The sequence below is a fragment of the Oceanobacillus sp. NCCP-135 genome (assembly GCF_059698015.1).
Map to the genome: position 1 here is coordinate 1 of NZ_BAAKSZ010000075.1, position 1,078 is coordinate 1,078.

Below are 1,078 nucleotides of genomic sequence, written 5' to 3' on the forward strand. Positions count from 1 at the left end.
CGGGCATGAAAACGGGCGTTTATGTCCGTGAGAAGCGCACTCATGGACAATGTGGGCATGAAAACGGGTGTTAATGTCCGTGAGAAGTGCTCTCATGGACAATGTGGGTATGAAAACGGGCGTTAATGTCCGTGAGAAGCGCTCTCATGGACAATGTGGGCATGAAAACGGGCGTTTATGTCCGTGAGAAGCGCACTCATGGACAATTCGGGCATGAAAACGGGCGTTTATGTCCGTGAGAAGCGCACTCATGGACAATGTGGGCATGAAAACGGTTGTTAATGTCCGTTGGAGGGGTAAAAAGTAGCGAACCCCTCCGCCTAACCGGTTCTCTCCTTGCTAAAATCCATGCACTATTCCCTGCTGTTAATGAAAAGACTATGAAAAAAATTGTATTGCGTAGATGATTGATTGTTGTATGATTAATTGTATAAAGGAACAAAAGGCTTTTTATTATATAAAATGGTTGATGCCGTACAAACTTTGGATGAGGTTGAATAAAATACAAATCATGCAGAACAAACGGCAAAACATGTTGAATTATACGTGAATCATGCTGGACCAACAGCAATTTCCGTTGAATCCTGGATTCCCGTAATTTATAACGAGGTAGTCTACAATTGCCGATTTAACAATATTCTTACCTCGTTATAAAATAGTGTTCTTTTCGGGAATCCAGGTTGAATGACCAGCGAAATGTGTTGATCACCCCACCAAGTCAACCGATAACGCAGGGGAACCGAATAAACGTAGGAACATGCTGCATCAACAGCGATATCTACTAGATCAAACCCGAAATGAACTGGATAAGCCGAGTTCCAAACAGAATTGATATATTCAGACACGATTCAGGCTCTTACGCATTTATCGATATTTGGGTATCCTCTGCAAATTTATTAATTATCAGTATCCCATTGGACATAATGACGCTACTATTTTTTCACACCGTTTTATGTGTAAGAGCCGCGATTAAGCATATCCACATTGCTCCCATTCAGAGCTAATTGCGATGTCTCAAAGTGCAAGTGTCCCAAGGTGTTAAGGACAAGGCAAATTTTATTTTCCCCCAATAAAGAGC

1 protein-coding gene is annotated in these 1,078 nt (G+C 41.8%); it reads right to left on the bottom strand.

Annotated features, from left to right (window positions below; all coding sequences use genetic code 11):
• Positions 1-614: 614 nt before the first annotated feature.
• Positions 615-845 carry a hypothetical protein gene (locus AC6HVZ_RS19580; protein WP_497559793.1) on the bottom strand — a complete coding sequence of 77 codons (231 nt, stop codon included), beginning with the start codon at positions 843-845 and terminating at the stop codon, positions 615-617.
• Positions 846-1,078: the final 233 nt, after the last annotated feature.